This is a genomic window from Bifidobacterium sp. UBA4282, from assembly GCF_002394995.1.
Classification (GTDB): domain Bacteria; phylum Actinomycetota; class Actinomycetes; order Actinomycetales; family Bifidobacteriaceae; genus Bifidobacterium; species Bifidobacterium pullorum_B.
The window spans coordinates 1-7591 of record NZ_DGVO01000055.1 but is presented as its reverse complement, the minus strand read 5'-3'; the positions used below and the strand labels follow the sequence as shown (position 1 = coordinate 7591).

Sequence of the window (7591 nt, the reverse complement as noted above, 5' to 3'; positions counted from 1 at the left end):
CCCGCCGTGAGCGCGTGGTAAACGGACGTGACCGTGACGTTGGCCCCAGCCGTGAAGATCGACGCGCTGCTACTCTTGGTCGTGCTCGCCGGGTAGGCCCCGATCAGCTCGGGGACGTCAGCGGGTCTCATATAATGCATCTCGCCGCCGTCGCTGAAGGAATTTATCACGACCGGAAACCAGCCTGTGCCGGTGGCCCTTGGCATGGCCGTCTCGTTCTTCATCCTGATTTGCCCGGTCATGGTGCCACCGCCGAGCGGCAGGTAGCTGTGCGTGTGGCTCGACGCTGCGGCGCCGATGGCGCTACGCCATGCGGCGGCGTCGGAGACAACGATCGACTTATCGCCGTCCTTGTCGATGAACAGTCCGAGGGAGTGGAAGACGTTGCTGCCGCTGACGCTCCTGACGGTGCCGATCTCGTAGCCCGTGCGCCCGTCGTTGAGGAACCGCGCGTGCGTGTAGGCGACGCCCGTGCCCTTCGAGTCGCGGAACGAGACGCCACTGCCGTTGGTGTGGCTGCTCGGGGTCGTACCGACGGTGATGTTCGAGCTCTTGACGTATACGTCCCCCGTGACCTCGCCGCCGGTGAGCGGAAGGTAGTTATGGGTGTGGCTCGACGCCGCAGCCCCTATGTTCGCCGGGGTGATGCCGAGGCCGTCCCGCCACGACTTCTGGTTCGTCACGGTGACCGTCGGGTTGCCGTCCTCGTCGAGGTACAGGGCGAGGGTGTTGTACTTGTCGGCAGTCCCGACCTTGCGGGTCGTATACATCTGCACGCCCTGCTCGCCTGTGTTGAGGAAACGGGCGTTTATCATGCCGAGGGGTACGCCGTCCGAGCCGAAGAGCCTGTAGGAGCCGTTGCCGTTTGTGGCCGAGCTGACGGCGCTTCCACTCGCGATGTTGTCGCTCTTCGCGATGAACTGATGCCCCGTGACCTGCGCGTTTCCTCCGAATCCTACCGTCCCGCCGTCCGTGTTGAGCCACAGCGTCGCGGTGGAGTCCCCGTCGGCCTTGGCCAGGATCTCGTTGCTGTCGAACTCAAGGTGCGCCTGCCCCGGCGTGCCGCCGACGATGAGCGCGGGGCGGTTGTCTGCCGTGCCGCTGGCGTCGGTGGTCTTGGAGAGGATCACGGTCTTGCCCGTCGTGATGCAGTCGAGGTCCCCGTCCGGGTCCGATTGCAGGTCGAGCCACGTCTGGTCCTCGGTGCCGCCGCTCTCGCTGAACGCGCCTATCCTGAGCTGCGTCATGCCGCTTTTGAGGCGGTCGATCTCGACCTGCCCCAGGCGCTCGCCGTCCTTGTCCTTGAACCGCACGACGCCGCCGATCTGGTTTGACGTTGGCGCGGCTGCGTCGCGGTCTATGACCGGGTCCTTGAGCACTATGTCCCCGGTGCCGAAGAAGCCTTGGGCCGTGATATCTCCAGCCGTCTCCACGTTGCCTGACCAATCTACGGTGAGGGCATTGGATCGGGCATCGTCTGCGGTGCCGTTGCCAACAATGAATGCATAATTGCCCTGGGCGTTATATTTTCCGATGGCCGTCTGCGCGTCCATGTTCGTGACTGTCCACATGTTTTGGGCATGAGACGCCACACCATGCGCCCTGCATGTGTCACCTTCCGCATGCGACCTGTTGTCGTATGCTATCGAATAATAACCTTCGCTGTGCGCCCCGTTTGCCAGGGCCTTCGTGTAGATGCCTTCGGCATGTGCGCTACTTGCGTCTGCGACGGTGTGGTTCCCCTCGGCATGTGATCGCGCGCCGTTGGCCTGGGTGAGGTTGCCCTCGCTATGTGCACTCGTTCCACTAGCGATAGACTGGCCTTCTGCGTGGGAGCATGCCCCCGACGCCTCGCTGTACGACCCCTCGGCATGGCTCATCGTGCCCAATGCGCCGTTGTTGAAACCTTCTGCCACGGAATATGCGCCGCCCGCCGCACACATGCCGCCGAGAACATAGGACATGAGGCCGACCGTTGGGGTTCGTAGTGAGCTTCGTGTACCGAGCGTGTACGCCTTTGCGTATTTCGATGTGGTCGTGTATTTTATCTCGACCACAGCCCCGCGTTCTGGCGGTTCGTGGATGGTCACGCCCATGTCGTATGCTGAATAGTTCGTTATTTCCTCGTCGTCGACCTTCACCGACGATACGACACCTTCGACCTGTATACGAAACGCCCTGGTCTCACCGTCTCCGATGACGTATTCGGTTATTTCTGCGATACCCGTATGGTCGCGGAGGTCTGATACGTAGAAATAAGACTCCTGTTCCCAGTCGATTAGCCGCATCGAGTGATAGTCCATCTCGATATGGCTCTCCTCGCTCTTACCGATCTGTGCTCCGTCCTTGCCGAAGGACGCGACCAAGTTCGATGAGTCGTTGCCCTCGCCGTCGAAGAAGGCGATGGCGCTTCGCGTGATGCTCGCCAAGTGGTTTAAGGCCGTCCGCAGGAGCATGCCCAGCGAGTTTATCAGGATGTTGTGGTAGGGTTTGCTGTCCGAGAGGTCGCTGAACCCGTCCGCGACCGCCGCATCCCACACCTCCTGCGTCTGGTCGGTCACGTGCACGCCTGCACCGCCGTGGGTCTCCGCGCCGTCCGAGTTGTGCCAAAAGTGCTGTCCGTTCGCCAGGGCGGCCTCCAGCGCCTCGTCCGCAGCCACGCCGGGCAGCACCGGCTCCGTGACCTCCGACCACTGCACCTGCACCCGGGAGCCGTCGTCGTATATGGCCCACGCCGTCGCGCCCGACTGCTCGTACTCGGCCAGCTTCTCGGCGCTGTAGTCCGTGATCGGCTCGACGGTGTAGCGGGTGACCGTCGTGGTAGGCGGTATGACCTCCTGTTCCACGACCGGCGACCAGTCTGCGGCGTCAAACGTCTCCCCCGTCGAGTCGCCGATGCAGATGTACATCTCGCCGTCGTCGTCCCAGTCGTCGCCGATGTAGTACGGCGGCACGGGCTGCGAGGTGAAGTGCTGCGGTACGCGGGCCTCGCCGTCCGCGATCGTCTCGTCCCAGTCGACGTCCGGCCTCACGCCCTCGTCCTCGACGGGCGGCACCGGCTCCTGGTCGACCGGGGTGGAGTCCCCCGCGTCGCCGGGGTCCTCGGGCTCACCCTCCTCGTCGGTGTTTACATTCTCATCCTCTACGACTTCTTCCAGCTCCTCGTCCATCACTCGCCTCCTTCCTGTTCTGTGGATTCAGTTGTTTGGGTAGGCTCAGTTGTCTCAGCAGGTTGAGTGGATTCAACATCCACAATTTGAGTGACTTCCCACTGGGCCTCATAGCCGACGACCGATGCCATCGCGCTCTCCTTACGTCGGGTTGCCGACAATCTTGCATTTGACGCACAGACCGTTCACGAACTCGAACGACAGCGTCGCCTTGTCAGGCGCCGTCGTGTTGAAGTAGAGCCAGCTGCTACCCTTGTCCTTCCTGAACGTGGCGACTGGCAGGGAGAAGGCGCCGGTGAACCCCTTGTAGTTGCTGACCCCACCGTTGTTCATCCAGATCCTCGGTGCGCTCACCATCAGGTCGTTGAGGGCGGTTATGGTCGTCCCCAGCTTGTGCTCCCCGTTCTGCGCGTACAGGTAGTCGGCCCTGATCTTCAGCTTTGGCTTGCCCTTGTAGCCGAAGTTGATACCGCCGTTCCTGATCTCGATGTTTGTGTCCGAATTGGATACGCTCGATGACAGATTACCAGCAACCCGGCAGTTCTTCAGCTCGGCATTGTTCGTGGTGAATGTCCCTTTGTCGAGGTCTAGCTTGGTCTTACCGTTTTTGTCCGAAAGAATACCTGCCTTGATGACGTTCGCACTGACGGTGCCCGCGTTGATGTAGCTCGCGTTGATGTAGAGCTGCCCGCCTTTCAGGATGATGCCCTTCGCCTTGCCGTTGTTGGTGAGCCTCTTGAATATCTTCTCCTGGTTCAGCGAGTCGTCGAGGGCCTTGCGCTGCGCGTCGGTGTAGTCGCGGTCCTTCTTCGCCACGGAGTTGGTGAACGTCTTGGCAGCGTTCAGCGTGTCGGCGTTGTCGTAGTCCAGGTCCTCCGGTGCGGGCGACCAGTCGGTTACCCTCGCGCCGATCTCCAACTTGAACCCGCACATTTGCACGGTGCACGCCGCCGCCGTCTTTGGCCTGCTGTAGAAGTAGATGCGGGCGCCGTTGCTGCCGCCAGCCGCAGACTGGCTGAAGGTGAACGTCCAGCTGTATCGCTTCCACTTCGAGGTCACAGCCATCTTGGCTGAGGCCCTCCACTTCGTGTTGCCGTACTGCATGAAGACCTCGCCCGACCCGGCGGTGCTCATCGCCCAGCACGAGACGGTGTACTTCTGCCCGTCGATCATCTTCGGGGCCTGCTTGTCGTAGAAGACGATCCCGCCGTAGTTCGCCGTCTGGCTCGCCTTGAACGCGAATTGCGCCGCATAGTCGACGCCGCCCACGGGGCGTGCGGACGCCGAGAGCGCCTGTATGGTCGCGGTGACGCCCGAGGCGGTCTTCCTCGACCAGTAGCGCGGCGCGGTCGCCGCCCTCTTGGCGAGGTCCTTCCTGTTGCTGTCCAGCAGGAGGTTCGTGCCGCCGACCTCCGCGCGTGCCTCGGTGATCGCCGTGCTCGCGTTTGTCGCCACCGCATCCAGCGTCGTGTCGCCGACCTCCGTCGTCGGGGACAGCGAGAACTCGCCAGTCTGCATGTTCCAGTAGTTCTTGTTGAGCGCGTCCTTGATGATGCCGGTGCGGAGGTACGTGGCGTTGATGTAGAGCTGGCCGTTCTGGATGAACATGCCCTGGGCGGCGCCGTCGTTGGTGAGCGCGTTGAAGACCTCGTCCTGGCTCAGGTCCGGTTCCGGCGCCACCTCGGCGATGTACTGCGCGAGGGTCTGGTCGCCGATATGCACGTCGGAGGTCATCTTCAACGCGCCCGTGTCCAGGTCCCAGTAGTTGCCGGTCGGGGAGCCGATGTACCCGGCGTTGATCTGCGCCGCAGTCACGAGGTCGGCCGCGATGTGGCCGCTGACGAAGACCGTCCTCCAATCCCAGTCTCCGCTGGTCGTCCTCGAATCCGCGATTCGGACGGAGCCGCCCTTGACCTCGACCACCTTCGACGCCTCGGTGCCGACCAGCGGGTCTGAGACGGCCTTGTCGTAGGTGCGGATGCCCTGCCCTTCCGTGACGTAGGTGTAGCCGCCCGTGGCGTTGATGGCGGCGTTCAGGTTGTCGACGATGGCGTTGAGGTACTCCCACGTGCCACCCTCCTGGTTGGCTAAGGCTTGGGAGACGCGGGCGACCTTGTTGTCGAGCTTCGTGAAGCGGCTGCTGAGGTCTGTCGTGACGTTGCCGAGCGTGACCGTCACGTTCTCCGGTTGCAGCTCGTCGGTGACCAGCTTGACGATGCGGCTCGTGAGCCGGAGTCCTCCCTCGACGCCGAACTCCTTGTCCACCACGTCGACGGCATCGCCAACGGCCACGCCATGCAGGTCGACGCCAGCCTGGGCGAACTGGGTCACCTTGGCGGTGTAGCTCACCTTCGGCGTGGTGTACTCTTCGAGTGCCCGCAGGGCCGTGTCCTTCAGCGTCTGCGGGTCTTCGACGCCGTCGAAGATGACGAACTTGGTCGGGTACTCCCAGCCGCCCGAGCCGTTTGGCCTGCGCACGATCGGCACGACCGAGTCGTTCTGAAGCCATTCGACACCATCGTTGACGCTCTTGATCGTGACGCGCTTGCGGTCTGCTGACGCGACGGCATCGGTGGAGCCTGCGCCCAGCGGAACGATGCGGCAGTAGCGCACAGTGTCGGCCACCTTGCGCTTTATGTCGGCGAGGTCGGCGCCGTAGTCGAACCGCCTGGTCACTTTCGTCGCGCCCACCCTGGCGCGGTAGTCCACAAGGCGCGAGACCACGCCATTGTTGTCGACCTCGATGCGCGGCGCGATCTCGCCGCCCCAGACATCGATGAGCGTGGACATGGCCTCCCACGCGCTGCGCTGCCACATGGACGCGCCGCCCGTGGTGCCGACGTCGACGTTGCCGACCGCCCATTGGCTCGTGTTGCCGAGCAGCGCCACGAGTGCGGCTCGTGCGTTCACGGGCGACTTGACGCCGGGCATCACGTCGCAGGTGACGCCCGTCAGGTCGTACTGGATCGACCAGACCGCATAATAGGTGCAGTACGCAGCCAACCCGTCGGTGTGGCCCTGCTCGATGCCTGTCACGACGTACTCGCGCCACGTGCCGGTTGCGTCGCAGTTGAGCAGGCGGTTGCCGACCTCAAGGGGGTGCACTGTTGACAGCTTGAGAGAGTTGGCGCCGTTGATCTCCTCGGTGCGGGTGCGCTCGAAGACCTCGGCGGGCGGGATATCGCCCATGAAGTTGTCCTGGGCGTCGTAGACCATGATGCGGGACACGTCCACCTATATCACCCACCTCTCGCGCCACTCGACACTCATCGTGGCCGTCCCCGTCGTGACCGCCGCGCTGTGGACGCCGGGGGTGATCTCCCACCAGTCCGAGCCGGTGGTGAGCATTGACGCAGAGCCGTCCACGAGCACCGTCCTGGCGTCCTCGCCGCAGTCGATCACGACGGTCGACGCAGCAGCCGCCAGCGGCACCTGCATCACCTGCTGGCCGTCGAGCGTCACGCCCACCACGCCGCTGGCCGGGGTGACGTTGGCGAGCGTGACGATTGGCCGCGCCGCAGCCGAGCCTGAGTAGTGGAAGGACTCAGACCCGACCACGACGGTCTTGTTCGGCGAGAGCAGGTAGGGCTGCGGGATCAGGAAGGTCACGCGCCACGCGATGGCATTGAGGAACCGCGTCTCTGTGATGCCCTGTGGGATGGCCAGGTAGTAAAGCCCCTCATCGTCTGCGAACGCCAGCGGTTTCGGCTCGCTACACGCGAGCCACGCCCTCAGGTCGCGCATGACCTCGCGCCGCCGCGCCTGCTGGGGATCGCGGGCCACGATGGTCATGGCAACCGTCGTGCTGTTGGCCCTGGCCCCCGTGGCCACCACGCCGTCTCGCCCGACGATGGTCTGGGTCGCGACCGTTTGCCCCGAGGGCTTGCGGTCGACCTCTGCCACGAGGTAGGACTGCGAGAGCTCGTGGCCGTCGAACGTTACAGCGTTTCTCATGCCGCGAACGCCCCCTGTCTGGTGATGTAGGTGTTGAGTTCCTCGGCGATGCGCTCGATGTCGCGGTCGTCGCGGACGTTGAACGTGTTGCCGGTGATCGTGACGCCTGCGGGCTGCGCCTGCCGCGCCACGTCGGACGTGATACGTGAGTCGATGCGAGACTCGACCGCCACGTCCTGCGGGATCATGTTGGTCAGGTCGTAGAGCGCGTCGTGCACCTTCTGGGCGCCGGTCTCGATGCCGTCGGCCAGCGACTGCATGATGATCTCGCCCGTGGACGTGAGCAGGTGCTTGTCCTTGGATTCCGGGCCCTTCCACGATGGGATGGCGTTGGTGATCGACTGCAACTGCGAGGTGACAACGCGGTTGAAGTAGCTGACCATCGAATCGCCGAAGCCTGCCATGACATACTGGCCGTTGTCCCACAGCGTGTAATAGCCAGCCGTGACGTAGCTTGAGACGCTCCC

The 7591-nt window shown here is 63.6% G+C and carries 5 protein-coding genes; all 5 read right to left on the bottom strand.

Annotated features, from left to right (window positions below):
* A partial coding sequence (locus tag B4C31_RS08460) for a hypothetical protein (protein WP_291532107.1) occupies positions 1–3170 on the bottom strand: 3170 nt, incomplete at its 3' end.
* On the bottom strand, positions 3170–3301 hold the full coding sequence (locus tag B4C31_RS08455; RefSeq protein WP_291532106.1) for a hypothetical protein: 132 nt from the start codon (positions 3299–3301) through the stop codon (positions 3170–3172). The genes B4C31_RS08460 and B4C31_RS08455, both read right to left, overlap by 1 nt.
* 10 nt (positions 3302–3311) lie before the next feature.
* Positions 3312–6404: a phage tail protein gene (locus B4C31_RS08450; protein ID WP_291532105.1), complete on the bottom strand. Its 3093-nt coding sequence runs from the start codon at positions 6402–6404 to the stop codon at positions 3312–3314.
* On the bottom strand, positions 6405–7124 hold the full coding sequence (locus B4C31_RS08445) for a distal tail protein Dit (protein ID WP_291532104.1): 720 nt from the start codon (positions 7122–7124) through the stop codon (positions 6405–6407). It abuts the gene before it with no gap.
* The coding region (locus tag B4C31_RS08440; protein ID WP_291532103.1) for a hypothetical protein at positions 7121–7591 on the bottom strand (471 nt) is incomplete at its 5' end. The genes B4C31_RS08445 and B4C31_RS08440, both read right to left, overlap by 4 nt.